General features: G+C 35.2%; 14 protein-coding genes and 1 pseudogene. 3 read left to right on the top strand and 12 right to left on the bottom strand.

Annotated elements, in window-relative coordinates:
* Positions 1-118 precede the first annotated feature (118 nt).
* The 6 genes and pseudogenes from FK004_RS18055 to FK004_RS18080 form a co-directional block, all read right to left on the bottom strand.
* Positions 119-277 (bottom strand): lmo0937 family membrane protein, encoded by a 159-nt coding sequence (locus tag FK004_RS18055; RefSeq protein ID WP_108738523.1) that lies wholly within the window; start codon positions 275-277, stop codon positions 119-121.
* Between the two features lie 74 nt (positions 278-351).
* Positions 352-939, bottom strand: a complete 588-nt coding sequence (locus tag FK004_RS18060) for a DUF4142 domain-containing protein (RefSeq protein WP_108738524.1) — start codon at positions 937-939, stop codon at positions 352-354.
* A gap of 144 nt (positions 940-1,083) precedes the next feature.
* Positions 1,084-2,004 carry a YihY/virulence factor BrkB family protein gene (locus tag FK004_RS18065; protein WP_108738525.1) on the bottom strand — a complete coding sequence of 307 codons (921 nt, stop codon included), beginning with the start codon at positions 2,002-2,004 and terminating at the stop codon, positions 1,084-1,086.
* 55 nt (positions 2,005-2,059) lie between these two features.
* Positions 2,060-3,844, bottom strand: a complete 1,785-nt coding sequence (locus FK004_RS18070) for a sensor histidine kinase (RefSeq protein WP_108738526.1) — start codon at positions 3,842-3,844, stop codon at positions 2,060-2,062.
* Between the two features lie 26 nt (positions 3,845-3,870).
* Positions 3,871-4,316, bottom strand: a pseudogene (locus FK004_RS18075) (response regulator).
* Between the two features lie 75 nt (positions 4,317-4,391).
* Complete coding sequence (locus FK004_RS18080; protein WP_108738527.1) at positions 4,392-4,949, bottom strand: helix-turn-helix domain-containing protein; 558 nt, start codon at positions 4,947-4,949, stop codon at positions 4,392-4,394.
* Positions 4,950-5,225: 276 nt separating this feature from the next.
* Between FK004_RS18080 and FK004_RS18085 the strand changes: the two genes are divergently transcribed.
* Positions 5,226-6,422, top strand: a complete 1,197-nt coding sequence (locus FK004_RS18085) for an LETM1-related biofilm-associated protein (RefSeq protein ID WP_108738528.1) — start codon at positions 5,226-5,228, stop codon at positions 6,420-6,422.
* Between the two features lie 83 nt (positions 6,423-6,505).
* Here FK004_RS18085 and can read toward each other — a convergent pair whose 3' ends face one another.
* The 4 genes from can to FK004_RS18105 form a co-directional block, all read right to left on the bottom strand.
* Positions 6,506-7,141 carry a carbonate dehydratase gene (can, locus tag FK004_RS18090; protein WP_108738529.1) on the bottom strand — a complete coding sequence of 212 codons (636 nt, stop codon included), beginning with the start codon at positions 7,139-7,141 and terminating at the stop codon, positions 6,506-6,508.
* 74 nt (positions 7,142-7,215) lie between these two features.
* Positions 7,216-8,808, bottom strand: coding sequence for a SulP family inorganic anion transporter (locus FK004_RS18095; RefSeq protein WP_108738530.1), 1,593 nt, complete (start codon positions 8,806-8,808; stop codon positions 7,216-7,218).
* Between the two features lie 92 nt (positions 8,809-8,900).
* Positions 8,901-9,188 carry a hypothetical protein gene (locus tag FK004_RS18100; protein WP_227871636.1) on the bottom strand — a complete coding sequence of 96 codons (288 nt, stop codon included), beginning with the start codon at positions 9,186-9,188 and terminating at the stop codon, positions 8,901-8,903.
* 113 nt (positions 9,189-9,301) lie between these two features.
* Complete coding sequence (locus tag FK004_RS18105; RefSeq protein WP_108738531.1) at positions 9,302-9,781, bottom strand: Dps family protein; 480 nt, start codon at positions 9,779-9,781, stop codon at positions 9,302-9,304.
* 112 nt (positions 9,782-9,893) lie between these two features.
* Here FK004_RS18105 and FK004_RS18110 point away from each other — a divergent pair, with 112 nt between their 5' ends.
* Complete coding sequence (locus tag FK004_RS18110; RefSeq protein ID WP_108738532.1) at positions 9,894-10,844, top strand: LysR substrate-binding domain-containing protein; 951 nt, start codon at positions 9,894-9,896, stop codon at positions 10,842-10,844.
* A gap of 34 nt (positions 10,845-10,878) precedes the next feature.
* On the opposite strand, the gene FK004_RS18115 is transcribed toward FK004_RS18110, so the two are convergent.
* Together FK004_RS18115 and FK004_RS18120 are read right to left on the bottom strand one after the other, a co-directional pair.
* A complete protein-coding gene (locus tag FK004_RS18115) occupies positions 10,879-11,253 on the bottom strand; it encodes a hypothetical protein (protein ID WP_108738533.1) in 375 nt (124 codons plus the stop codon).
* Between the two features lie 81 nt (positions 11,254-11,334).
* Positions 11,335-12,261 carry a cation diffusion facilitator family transporter gene (locus tag FK004_RS18120; RefSeq protein WP_108738534.1) on the bottom strand — a complete coding sequence of 309 codons (927 nt, stop codon included), beginning with the start codon at positions 12,259-12,261 and terminating at the stop codon, positions 11,335-11,337.
* Positions 12,262-12,813: 552 nt separating this feature from the next.
* On the opposite strand from FK004_RS18120, the gene FK004_RS18125 reads away from it, so the two are divergent.
* The gene (locus FK004_RS18125; RefSeq protein WP_108738535.1) at positions 12,814-13,335 is read left to right on the top strand and encodes a DUF892 family protein; all 522 of its coding nucleotides are present in this window, start codon (positions 12,814-12,816) and stop codon (positions 13,333-13,335) included.
* The last annotated feature ends 1 nt before the right edge of the window (position 13,336 follow it).

The following is a 13,336-nucleotide window of genomic DNA, read 5'->3' on the forward strand; positions in this document are numbered from 1 at the left end:
TAGTTTGTTTAGTTAAACCGCCTGTATCCACAAGATCAGGCGGTTTTCTTATACACAAAAACAGCTTCTCAAATAGAGAAGCTGTTTTCGAAAAATTAGTTAGTTTGTTTTTAATAAATTATATAGGTCGTTTTCCCTGAATAATTCTCAAAATTACAGCAATGATTGCAATTACTAATAAGATGTGTATCAGGTTCCCTGTTACAAATCCTCCAAAGAAACCGATTGCCCAAATGATAATCAGGATGACTGCGATTGTATAAAGTAAATTTCCCATAATAATAGTTTTAGATTGTTATTGTTTTGTTTGATAAAGGAAGGAACTCCTTACTGCTTTAGTCGGGGTATTGACTATTTGATTTTATCTTTCCAAGCTTCAGCTTTAGCCAAGTGTGCTTTTAAAACATCCAATTGTGCATTAGCCCAAGCTACAACTTCAGAATCTTTAGAGTTTTTAGCGGCATCTTCATATTTAGAGATCGCATCTTTATGGCTGCTTACTAACCAGCTTGCATAAGCTCTGTCAAAATCAGCACCTGTCTTTTTATTCAGGTCTTCAAAATCTTTTTTAGAATCATCTGTAAGACCTGCAGGTAAAGTAATTTGTTTTTTAGCAGCAAGTGCTTCTAATTCTTTCCAAGCTTTTTGGTGGTCTTCTTCCATCATTTTACCAGTAGCTTTTGTATCAGCATTAGCACTTTTCTGTACCAATTTACCTGCTTCAACCTGCTCCATATTAAATGCTGCTGCTTCTACCAAGAAATCAGCATCATCTTCTTTTTGTGTATCTTCGAATTTAGCTTCATTTTGATCCTCAGCTACTTTTTCAGTATCTGGAGTTTTGTTCTTGTCATTACATGCTGTAAGGGTGAATACCATAGAGGCTGCAATGAATGTACTACTCAATAAAATCGATCTTAAATTATTTACTTTTTTCATAATAATAAATGGTTTAGTTTGGTTAAACATTCTATATTACAAAATTGTAAAAAATGAAGGTAAGAGGCGTTACACGATAATTATTAAATGTTACAGAATATACATATCCCATATCAAAAAAGCCATTTCACAAGGCATACAGGCTTATTCTTTCTGTTTTTCTACTATAGTAGGCTTTATAATTTCGACAGAATACTTGTTTGGAATGATTTTCTTGCCGTAGGTATGAGCATACACTTTTGTAAATTCGGCCCCAAAATACAGAATGATAGCGGAATAATAAACCCACACCAAAATTACAATCACCGATCCAGCCGCACCATATACTGAAGCTACAGTAGAACTCCCAATATAGGCGCCAATCCCAAATTTGCCGAGCATAAAGAAAAGAGACGTAACACCAGCCCCGATAAGAGAATCTTTCATCCCTATTTTACCATCGGGCAACGTTTTAAAAATGAGCGAGAATAAGGCCGTAATAATTAAAAAAACAATAAATAAATTCAGCCCATAAAACAAGTAAACGGTTCCTTCGTGAAAATACAACAGAAGACGTTTATTAAGTACATCCATTAGGGTGTTTAAAATCAAACTGACCAATAACAGAAAGCCAACAGAGATAATCATGGAAAAAGACATGAGTCGGTTCTGTATAAATTTCCTTAGTCCTTTGTCTGGTTTTGCTTTAAATCCCCAGATGTAATTAATAGATGTCTGGATTTCGGCAAAAACGCTTGAAGCCCCAATCAGCAGCATTATGATCCCAATGGTCATTGCAAATTTATTATCACTGGAAACCTCAACATTTTTAATCGCTTCCTGGATCTGAAAAGCGGCATCATTTCCAACTAAACCATTAATTTGACCAAAAAATTCACCCCTTACCGCCTCTTCGCCAAAAAACAATCCGGCCAGTGATATAATGATGATGATTAATGGTGGTAAAGAAAAAATGGTGTAATACGACAATGAAGCACTCAATTTCATGGCATTATCCTCCAGAAATTCATTAACTGTCATTTTTAATAAGTCGTATATTTTGATAAAAATGCTTTTCCTTTTCATAGCCATTGGGGGTTTAGTCATACTAATTTAGGTAAAGTAAAATAAATAGCGACTACTATTTAGGAAGGAATATCGTAAAAGTAGTACCTACATCCGGGATGCTGCTTGCACTTATGAATCCCTGATGGTTTTCAATAATCTTTTTACAGATCGCTAATCCTATTCCCGTTCCGGAATATTCTGATTTGCTATGCAGCCTGTGAAATAATACAAAAATCTTATCGGCATAGGCCTGATCAAAACCAATTCCATTGTCTGTGACTACTATTTTATGGTAGAGTTTGTGTTTTTTTACCGTTATTTCAGGATAGTCCTTACTATCAATAATTGATGCCTTTATCGTGACCACAGGAGTTTCTTCCAGCTTACTGTATTTCAGTGAATTATTGATCAGATTAATCAATACCTGCTGGAACTGAAATGGAACAACGGAGATTGTCGGTAAATCTTCTGAAACGATTACAGCATTGGTATCATCGATTAGTTGTGCCAGTTCGTATTTGGCATTTTCCAACAATAAATTCAGGTTGATGTTCTCAGTAATCATTTCGCCTTTACTGGCACGCGAATACATCAGCAAATCCTGTATCAGAATTTGCATGCGGTTGGAGGAGTTTTGTATTTTTAGGAAATAGTCCTGCCCACTTTCTGAAAGATTGGAAAAATCCTTATCCTTGATTCGCGAAATGAACATTTGTATTTTTCGAAGTGGTTCCTGTAAATCATGACTGGCAACATGGTTAAAAGAAGACAATTCTGTGTTTTTTATTTCCAGTTCCCTATTTTTTTCTTCCAGGCCAACTGTGTTTTTATGGGATTTGGTAACATCACAGGTCACCCCGACAATCATTCTTTTGCCATGAATGTCCGTGATTATTTTTGCTGTAGATTTAAAGAAACGAATCTCCCCATCCTTCCGGATAATCCTATAATAGATGGATTTATTCTTTTCATCTTTTTGGTGTCGGGTACGGTCGCGCTTGAATTTATCAAGATCGTCCGGATGCACGAATTCCATGTATTTTTCAATATTAATATCGAATTCCTGAGGCTGATACCCAATAAGCCTGTAATAATTATCTGAAAATGTAATTTTATCCGTCGATAAATCGCGTTCCCAATGGCTGATACTGGCGATTGACTCCGCATGTTCAAATGCATTATTGACCAGTGTAAGTTTCTGGTTTAGTCGTTTGAAACGCTTCAGATCCGAATTGATCCTGTAAAATGAAAAGAGGAAAACAACAAGGGAAAATAATACTACAAACAGTGATGTAATGGGAGTCAGATTGAGTTCCTGCCTATGATCTTTTTCATATTTTAGCAGTTGCTTCATTTCTACATTGATCATCTTATTGGTTTGCGTCCGGATGCTGTCCATTACATTTTTGCCCATTATCATTTTATCCCGCAATGTGGATGCATCATAGTTGGGTGCATTGGACACTTCAATTCCCTGCAGCAATAAAACATAATGCTTATCTATAAGTGCTTTTAGTTTATCTAAATTTTCCAGCCGTTGTGGATGCTCTGAAAATATAGTATGCAGGTTTTCCAATGACTGATTGATTTTTATCCTGCTTCCGTTATAGGCTTGCAAAAAATCATTGTCATGTGTCAGAATATATCCTCTCTGCCCTGTTTCAGCATCTTTAATTGTAGAGACAAGCTGCTCCAACTGAATGTGTACCTTATGGGAATTAATAATTAACTCCTGGGATTTATTCAGCGACTGGATTTGCTTATTTGAAACTCCTGCAATAAAAAAAATTACAAAAACTGAGATTGCAAAAAGAATGATGTAAAATATAGAAGATTTGAAAGCCGGAATAATTTTCATCTTATACCATTTTAACCCTTAAAAAACTAAATATTTAAAAGGAAGGTTTCTTTATTGAGCCCAGAGGTATGATACTGCCAGTCCAGATTAATCACTTCAGACAGCACTTTTTTAAGCTCTGTAAAACTATTTGGTTTTTTAATGTAGATATTCGCCCCTCCACAAATGTATTCTCAATATCTTCTTCAGAAGAAGATGTAGAGTAAATCGCCACCGTCAATCCTTTAAGACGGCTATTATTTCTAATTTCTTTAAGGCAATCCAGACCTGATTTTGCAGGCATATTTAAATCGAGGAATACAATATGCGGTAAAACGATTTGCGGCTCATTCAAATAATTCATCAGCTGCACCCCATCATTTAGCGTTTTAATATTAGTCGAAATCTTAGTTTCGTCTAATGCATCTTTAAAAAAAAGACGATCATCCGGATCATCATCTGCAAGCAAAATATTATATATTATTTGCGACATATAGTAGTAAGGTTGGGTATAATTCTGTTCAAAGATAAGGCATTTTTTAAATAAAAAATATTGAAAAATTCCTGCTTATGACATGTTTAAATTCTTTCTCTTGGTAATGATGCGATGAAATGCTGTAGGGGTTAGCCCGGTAGTTTTCTTGAATTGATTGGACAAGTGTGCTACACTGCTGTAATTTAGCTTATAAGAAATCTCAGTAAGCGTAAGTTCTTCAGTAATAATTAATTTTTTTACACGTTCGATCTTTTGAATAATGATAAAGTTCTCTATAGAAGTATAGGTTACTTCTGAAAATAAATTGGAAAGATAACCATAACTATGGTTCAATTTTTCAGCGAGATAAACTGAAATCGTGGCGTTTGGCAATTTATCCTGAACATAAACCAAATCAATAATCGTATCTTTAATTTTTTGTATTAAAGCGCTTTTCTGATTACTAATAATTTCAATTCCATACCGCGCCAGTGCATCATTAAGCTGATTCTGCTGTGCCTCTGAAATATTCTCAATAATCTCTACTTCTCCAAACTCTTTTATTTTATAAGATAGTTCCATTTTCTCCAACTGCTCTTGCAAAATCACTTTACAAGCCTGGTGGATATCGTATTTTATATAGATCGTCATCATGCTTTTCTTAGGGAGTATAAATATATTAAAAAAAATTGGCATAAATCAAATCCTAACCGACAAAAAACAATAATTGATAAATCGCTAAAAAAATAATTAAAATATCGTTTTGTCCTAAAAAATAAAAAATAGGCTTTTAAATCACTTAAAAAAAAATTATATTTACATGCATTTAACATAAAATAAACTTTAAAGAAAAAACCCTTTTTATTCCTCCTGTAACTCCTTTAATTTCAATTTCTTGATTAAATTTGCACTATAAACCAAAAAGCCATGAATCCATCTGCCCAAGGCTGGATCGATAAATTTTTTTCCGAACAAAAACCATTACAACTCCCCGTTGTACCCTATATCGATGCTTTTTATAAAAAGACAAGAGAAACCGGATTTATCTATGGGCATATCGTCGCTTTTGATACTGTAACTCCTATAACCATTAAAGGCTGGACTTCAGAGGAAATCTCCAAAACAGCACTTTTGAATACATTGTACGGACTTTATGCTATAGTTACGCATGAAAGCAATCCAAAGGAATTCGTCATTAAGACAGTAGCCTTCTATAATGAAATGCATCGCGAAGGCTTTAGCCTCTTAAAAAAAATACTGCCTGATAATTCGCCTGCTATTGTTTTGGAGAAAATAATAGATGAGCAAGTACAAACCAACCAGAATATTATCAGTAAAAACTTCTCGCATATTGTAACGAATGCACTTCTTTTTATGGATGTGCTGGCGTTTTACCAGTACCTTCAAAAAGGAACTATTCCGAATAATTATCTCAAAAAACTGGAAGAAACTATAGTTAGCATTGTCACCCTATCCCTTAATACGAAAGAAAACAAATCAAAGTATGACGATTTGTTGATTCGGCTGTTTGAGGCTTCAATACGGTATACGAAATTTTCTAAAGTAAATGTCCAAAACCTGGAAAATCTGGGACTGGATTATTTTGAATCCGCGCTGGAAAAAAATTACCTCATCGACTTGGCCGGAATGACCCTCTGGAGCGACCAGGTCATGCAGAAGCAGGAAGCTTCTTTTCTCTATCAATTGGCAGAAACTATGCAGGTTTCAAAGGCATTTGTTTCAGAAAGTATTGCAACTACCAATACTTTTATTACCCATTATAAAAAAGAAATACCTTTCTTTAACTATTCCAACCCTGTCAAACACTTTTACGATCAAATGACGCAAACTGTCGTTTTACTGATCAATCGGAATAAAACCAGGCTATTGAAAGAACTGTCACAAAATGGTGAGTTAATGATTTTGTTAGCGCATTCTACAAAACGAAACCTCGAAGAAAAAGAGAAGAAAAAAATAAAAAAACAATTGCTGGAAATCTGTAAAACGATCCCTTCACTGACCATCTTCCTTTTACCCGGCGGCACCTTATTACTCCCAATCCTGATTAAGTTCATCCCACAGCTATTGCCTACTGCGTTCAATGAAAATCTCGATACTGAATAAAACACGAGTTGACATTATATAAAAAAACCTGACTTTACAGTCAGGTTTTTTCAATTTATATATTCAGCAACTAACTGCTTTTATTAAAACTTTAGCTGGTACACGGTATCCAGGTCATTATTAGAACAAAGATTTACATTCAGGTCTTTTACAATTCCAGAATCTAATCCATATACCCAGCCATGAACACATAATTCCTGACCGTTTTTCCAGGCACCCTGAACAATTGACGTTTTGGCGAGGTCATTGACCTGTTCTTTTACATTTAGTTCCACAAAAGCATTAAAGCGATCGTGTTCGTCAATGATAGAATCCAGGTAAGCATGGTGGATTCGGTATACATCTTTAATGTGTCGAATCCAGTTGTCTATAATACCAATAGAGTCATTACCCATTGCTGCCTTTACACCGCCACAGCCATAATGACCACATACAATAATATGTTTTACTTTCAGGACATTTACTGCATAATCCAGTACACTCAGCATGTTCATGTCAGAATGCACTACCATGTTGGCGATGTTCCTGTGTACAAATACTTCACCGGGTTGGGCCCCAATTACTTCGTTTGCCGGTACACGGCTATCCGAACAGCCTATCCACAACAGTGGTGGTGATTGTCCTTCTGATAATCTTTGAAAGTATTCTGGATCTGAAGATATTTTACTTTCTACCCATTTCTTATTCCCGTCTAATATTTTTTTATAAAAATCGCTCATTTTGTGTTTATTTTTAATTTCCCCGGAGTGCTATGTACCATTATTTTACACGCTCAGGATATCGTTTTTATTATTTATTTATGTTTTTCAATTGTGACATTGGTCATATCATAGTCACTGTTTTCTAATTGATAGGCTTCTTTAAAACCAATAAGGATGACCTCTATATTCTCTTCCTTCGCTTTGATTTCCTTAAACTCTTCAATAAGATCCAATACATCATGGGCAATATATACCGTATCGGATGCATTAATAATTACTTTCGAATTTTCCGGAATAGCAGATAATGTAGATTTAATCGCGGCTTTGTTCAAAAAAGAAACTTCCTGTGCCAGATCAATGTGGATTTCATCCCCATCCGTATATTCTTCTTTACGAAAATTATAGGCTCTTTTCAGATTTCCTCTCAGTATAAAAATAATACTGATCACCATCCCTAATGCTACCCCTTTTAGCAGATCTGTAAAAACTACAGCCAACATGGTACAGATAAAAGGAATAAACTGGTATTTACCTTTATGCCAAAAATGCAGTATTGTTGCTGGTTTAGCCAACTTATAACCTACTAATAACAATATCGCTGCCAGTGTAGACAAAGGGATTTTGTTCAGTAAAAAGGGAATTAGCAAGACACTCACTAAAAGCAATACCCCGTGAATAATAGTAGACATTTTCGTTTTTGCACCTGCATTTACATTCGCAGAGGAACGAACTACTACAGATGTCATCGGTAACCCTCCGATCAGCGCGCTGAGGAGATTTCCAACACCCTGTGCTTTCAACTCAACATTGGTATCGGTATAGCGTTTTTGTACGTCCATTCGATCTGAAGCTTCAATACATAACAACGTCTCGATCGAAGCTACTATAGCAATAGTAACAGCGGTAATCCATACTTTGGTATTGGTCACAGCAGTAAAATCGGGAACAACAATAATGTCTTTAAATTCATCAATGCTTTTTGGAATTGGAAGATTTACCAAATGTTCTTTTGAAATTGCCAAAGCACTTCCTGTGCTCATAAAGAATTCATTAATAACGATTCCCACCGCTACAGCCACTAAGGCTCCTGGAACAAGTTTTAGCCTTTTCAGAATTCCAATACGTTCCCAGCAAATTAAAATCAATAATGAAATCACGGTAATAATTACAGAGCCTAACTGGATTGAATTCAATAGTTCTGCAATAGGCGAAAATAATCCTTCACTTTGCCTCAGCGTTTCATCGCCTTCAAAATCGGAATCATATCCTATCGCATGCGGAATCTGTTTGATCACAATAATAATTCCAATCCCGGCAAGCATTCCTTCAATGACATTGGTTGGAAAGTAATTAGATATACTTCCTGCCTTGACAAAGCCTAAAATAAGCTGGATTACTCCCGCCAGAAAAAAAGCAGTCAAAGCAATATTAAAAGCACCGAAATCAGTAACCGCGGTGAGGATAATTGCGGTGAGTCCGGCAGCCGGACCTGTGACACTTATATGTGATTTACTTAAAAAGCCTACTACGATCCCACCAATAATCCCAGAAATAATTCCTGACAAGGGCGGTGCACCAGAGGCCAAAGCGATACCTAAACATAGGGGAAGTGCCACCAAGAAAACCACTAAACCAGATGGAAAATCTGATTTGAGGCTGGCAAAAAGATTTATTTTTTTTGTCATTACCTTTTAAAAAAATTTAATACTATCTAAGCCTTAATCATAAGCATGACTAAGACAGCTCTGGCCGCAATGCAGCAAAAGCAAAAAAAGTATTAAATCAATTCAGGAGGGGGAGAGAAAATCTCTTCAGAAATACTATCGTGTTTCTGATCATTTTCTGAAGCAATCGATTGTGAATTTTGAGGAAAGAATATAACAATATCTTCAATGCTGTTGAAAAAAAGTTTGCATTCTGCTTTTACTTCTTTATGGGAATGTTCCTCTTCGGACATATTGTAAACCAGGGATGTATCAATAGATTCCTTAATGATGCTCACAATAGTGGGAGCAGCAAGAAAGGTGATAAAAATTATCAATACCAGTTTAACAATCGTTTTCATGCTGCAATGATAGTAAATAAGTCGCTTATTTAAAAGAATTATAAATAAAATTAACGCAAAATTAAATTAGAAAAGCAGCCCTAGGGCTGCTTTTCTAACAAAAAGTTAAACCATTATATACCTTCTTCCAACCAGGCTTTCATCATCCATACCGTTTTTTCCTGTTCCGTAATAAAATCGCTTACTAAAGAGTTAGTCCCTTCGTCATTTACCGCTCCAGATTTTTCAAGTATAGCCCTTTCAATAACCAAAAGGCCTGTCAGTGAGGTAACCACTAAGTTTACAGCTTTCTCATCATTGGAGATATTTTTTCCAATTTCGAGTGTATTATGCTGTATATAATCTTCAAAAGTATGCAGTGGTGTACCACCCAGTGTCAGAACACGCTCTGCAATCAGATCAATTTTCAATTGTGCATCATTGTACAATTCCTCAAATTTTGGATGCAAATCGAAAAAACGTTTCCCCCTGATATTCCAATGAATACCGCGCAGGTTTTGATAATATATCTGAAAGTTCGCCAAAAGCGTATTGAGATCATCTACTAAAATTTGGCTTTCCTTTACCGGAAGCCCGATGCTATTAATTTTCATAAGTCCTTATTTTTATTTCTGTATTGTTATTTTCAAATTTATCAAAAATTTCACTACATTAATGATAGGATAAATTGATAGTTTTTATAATTTTATCAAAAATAATTATACAATGACGATTACTCAATTATATTATGTCCTGGCAGTCGCCGAAAACAAGAACTTTACCCTTGCAGCTGAAAAATGTTTTGTTACCCAGCCTACGCTTAGTATGCAAATTCAAAAACTGGAAGACGAATTAGGGATTCTTATTTTTGACCGCTCTAAAAAACCCATTCAGCTTACCGAAATTGGCCAAAAAATCGTTTCGCAAGCTAAAAATATTGTGAATGAATCCGGCCGGATCAAAGATATTGTAGACCAGCAAAAAGGCTATATTGGTGGGGAATTCAAATTAGGCATCATTCCAACTATAATGCCTACTTTACTACCGATGTTTTTAAATAATTTCATCAAAAAATATCCGAAGCTGAAGCTTATCATAGAGGAACAAAATACTGAAGATATTATACTGAAGCTAAAAAATGGCCATTTGGATGCGGCAATCGCTGCTACGCCTCTGGAAGATGATCATATTAAAGAAATGGTATTGTACTACGAACCTTTTGTAGCCTACATCCCTGAAAACCATCATAATTTTGGTAAAGAAAAAATTGATATCCAGGATTTGGATATTGATGATATCCTATTGCTACAGGATGGGCATTGTTTCCGCGATGGAATCTTAAACCTGTGCAAAACACAACATGATAGCAAGTCGCCTAATTTCCAATTGGAAAGTGGTAGTTTTGAAACATTGATCAAACTGGCGGATGAAGGTTTAGGGACAACATTACTCCCCTATTTACACACCTTGGATTTAAGGGAAAAAGACAAAATTAAATTACGTCATTTTAACGATCCTGCGCCTGCGAGACAAGTAAGTTTGATTTATCCAAAAAGCGAATTAAAGCTACACATCATTGAAGCGCTGCGAAGTACGATTGCCGGAGTTGTAAAAGGTGCTATCGCCTTTCATAATGTTCAGATCATCAGCCCGATCTCTAAAAGCACAAAAGCATAACACAAAGCCGGATAGTCATATCCGGTTTTTTATTTTAAAGCTTCCCCCGAATCAGGTTAACACAATCAGTAATCGTTTCCAGCTTTACACATTCTGCCTGTGTAATGCGGTTATTACCCTGCATGTCCCGTACAATAGAATTGAAAAAACGGGTAAACATCTTCTTATGAAACTGACGGATACCAAATTGATCCTTTAAATGGTGGTCCATCCTTAATGTAGTACATTCCGTGCCGATTACAGATTGTATTACTAATCGCAGCTGGCTTAAAATAAAAAGCTGTGTTTTGTCTGAAAATCCACCAGAAGATTTTCGGTCATCTGAATCAAACATTTGATTGTCCGATAATAACTTTTTTAATTCGTACGTAAAACGTAGCAGTTCTTCGTTATTATTATAATATTTCATACATCCGAGTATTATTTTAAACTTGTGCAGTAAAATTATAATTTATGCATATGCTAAAAAATACCCACTAATGGGGATTTTTTATGGGGTTATTAATTTTCTTCCGGAAAGATTATTGGCTTCGATATAAATCTTTTTAACATCCGGATACAACGCTTTTATTTCGGTTTCCAGCTTATGAATTGTTTCATTGAGTTCCTGTATTGTAATCTCTTTTTTAAACTGGACGTCCATCGCCAACAGAATTTCATTGGGCGCTAAGTGCATGGTTACCGGATAGTACAAACTAAAAACGTTAGGCTCATTATTGACCAACTGATAAATACCTTTGACAATATCGAGTTGCGCACTCTCGCCTACCAACAAATTTTTACTTTCAACAACCATAATAACCGCTACAAACACCAATAATAAACCAATGAGTATAGAAGCTGCCCCATCAAATAGTGGGTTGTTAAAATAATGCCCTAAGAAAATACCCAATAATGCAATTGCCAATCCGGTCAAAGCAGCACTTTCCTCATAGATTACGGCAAAAAGTGACGGATCCTTACTTAAGCGGACTTCTTTCCAAAATCCATGTATCCCCTTTTTTTTATTGAATTCGCGAATAGCAAATAGCAGTGATCCTCCTTCAAAAGCCATGGAGATAAATAAGACAATATAATTCCAGGTCGGATCTTTTAAAGGTGTAGGATTTTGCAAATGTGAAATCCCTTCATATAATGACATTCCCCCACCCAATGCAAAAACCAGCACGGCAACGATTAAAGTCCAAAAGTAAATTTCCTTTCCATAACCAAATGGATGTTCAACATCGGGTGCTTTCTGACTTCTACTAATACCCAATAATAATAGTAGCGAATTTCCAGAATCTACAGTACTATGAATACCTTCTGAAATCATTGCTGAACTTCCCGTAAATGCCGCAGCGATAAATTTTATAATTGCGATTCCAAGATTTGCTGCCAATGCACCATAAATTGCAAGCTTAGAGCCTTTTGCCATAAATAATCAGTTATTTTAACAAGAAAGGAAATAATATTTTGCATTTAGCCCATTTTCAGAACGTTAAAAATAAATAAACACAACACTTATTTCAATCCTGACTGCAAAACCATAAAACAATAACGCCAATCACCTTAAAGCTATTCCGTTACTAATTAAATGATTACTATATGATTACTATTCTCATCATGTTAGATCCTACGCAATTCAAGATTTTATTTTTTAGTAAGCAGCAAGAAATAGCCTCTTACACTACCTATAAAACAATTTGCCTGATGCAAAATTAATGAGATTGTAATGATGTAACATTAGATAAAAATTCTATAACCCATTTTTATCATGAAATGGCAATCTTTGTTTCACTTAGAAAATTGCTATACCTTCTAAATAAATTGCTATGAAAAACTTGACCATTTTAAAACCCCTTATTACGTTGTTTACCATTTTTGCACTGTTTGCTGCAATTGTAATTGGCCTGACATCATAAGTTAATAAGCGCTAAAAGCGTTACGAAAAAAGAAACGATTAATCAATAATTCACTTACTTACATTATGTACCCCCAAAACGCTGTGTCCAATTTTCCTAATACCAAAAAGATAAACCATACTGTTGAATTAAATGCCCTATTCATAGAACACCTGAAAAAAATGTTGTGGACAGAGCAGACCATATTACCTGTAATCAATGTCATGTTAGAAAATAGTACCTCTAAGAAATTAGTCGATTTTCTTACCCTAAAGCAACTGGAAGCAACAATACATCTTGCAAGCCTTGAAAGTATCTTCAGTGCCTTAAACCTTCCAATGGCTACGAAAGAATTTGATGCTGTTGAAAAACTGACACAACAACTTTTGGATTTCATGAATAACACAGATGCAGGAGATGTTATGGATGCAGGAATTATTTCGTACTGCAAAAAAATTCAGCACTATCAGGTTATGTCTTATGGTATATTAAGAGCTTACAGTATTACCGTACGTAAAGAAAAAATAATCCGCTTACTGGAGAATATCATTTTTGAAAACAAACAATCCTATCAAAAATTGGAAAGGCTTGCAGAATATTACATCTGAT

The sequence above is a fragment of the Flavobacterium kingsejongi genome, from assembly GCF_003076475.1.
GTDB lineage: Bacteria > Bacteroidota > Bacteroidia > Flavobacteriales > Flavobacteriaceae > Flavobacterium > Flavobacterium kingsejongi.